Source organism: Nocardia sp. NPDC003726 (assembly GCF_053586955.1).
Window position 1 is genome coordinate 1 of the sequence record NZ_JBSFNF010000065.1, and the last position, 1,433, is coordinate 1,433.

Here is a 1,433-nt window from a genome sequence, read left to right on the forward strand (position 1 = left end):
ACCGTCGCCGAACTGGCCGCCCGCGTGGTCCCCGGCGCCGGCGGCGGCGCACGCACCGTGCTCGAACGCGTCGAACGCAGCGAACCCATCCCGCTGTCGCTGGCCCAGCAACGCATGTGGGTACTCAACCAATTCGACCCCACCTCCGCCGCCTACAACATCCCCCTGGCCATCCGCCTGCACGGCGCGCTGGACGTCTCCGCGCTGCGCCACGCACTGGCCGACGTCCTCGAACGCCACGAATCGCTACGCACCCGCTACCCCGCCGACACACCCGCCGGCCTGCCCCGCCAACAAATCCTCACCGTCGCCCAAGCCCTCCCCACCGGCCTGGAGGTCCTCGTCACCGACGACCCCCTCACCCACATCACCCACATGATGTCGACCGGATTCGACGTCACCACCGAAGTCCCCGTCCGCGCGCTGCTGCTGGAAACCAGCCCCGAGGAACACCTACTGGCGTTCGTGGCCCACCACATCGCCGCCGACGGCGCCTCCATGGCCCCGCTGGCCCGCGACCTGGTCACCGCCTACCTCGCCCGCATCGGCGGCAACTCCCCCCGCTGGGCGCCCCTGGAAGTGCAATACGCCGACTACGCCATCTGGCAACGCCAGGTCATCGGCACCGACGACGACGAAACCTCCGTCGCCGCCCGCCAACTCACCTACTGGCGCCACCAACTGACCGGCCTCACCGCAGCCACCGAACTGCCCACCGACCGCCCCCGCCCGGCCACCCCCAGCATGCGCGGCGCCAACACCGGCTTCGCGCTGTCCCCCGAGGTCCACCACGCCCTCACCGACCTCGCCCACGCCCACAACTGCACCCTGTTCATGGTCGTGCACGCCGCCCTGGCCGTCCTTGTGGCCCGCCTCACCGGCGACTCCGACGTCGCCATCGGCACCCCCATCGCCGGACGCGGCCACCGCGCCCTCGACGACCTCGTCGGCATGTTCGTCAACACCCTCACCCTGCGCACCCGCGTCGAGCCCGCCACCACCTTCACCGAACTCATCGACCACACCCGCGAAACCGACCTCGCCGCCTTCGCCAACGCCGACATCCCCTTCGAACGCGTCGTCGAAATCGTCGCCCCCGGCCGCGCCACCACCCACAACCCCCTCTTCGGGGTCGTGCTGTCATTCCAGAACAACGAACAACCCACCCTCCAACTCCCCGGCCTCACCGTCACCGCCCTGGACACCGACACCGTCGCCGCCAAATTCGACCTGCAAGTCAACATCAACCCCCACCACCACCCCGACGGCACCCCCGCCCACCTCGACACCATCTTCACCTATGCCACCGACCTGTTCGACGAAACCACCATCCACACCCTCGGCCACCGCCTCCAACGCATCCTCACCACCATCGCCACCAACCCCCACACCCCCATCGGCGACATCGACATCCTCGACGACACCGAACGGGA

Annotated in this window: 1 protein-coding gene; it reads left to right on the forward strand. The window is 69.5% G+C overall.

The features are described 5' to 3' along the window. On the forward strand, positions 1-1,433 hold a 1,433-nt coding region (locus ACWDMM_RS33765; RefSeq protein ID WP_449941589.1), incomplete at both ends, for a condensation domain-containing protein.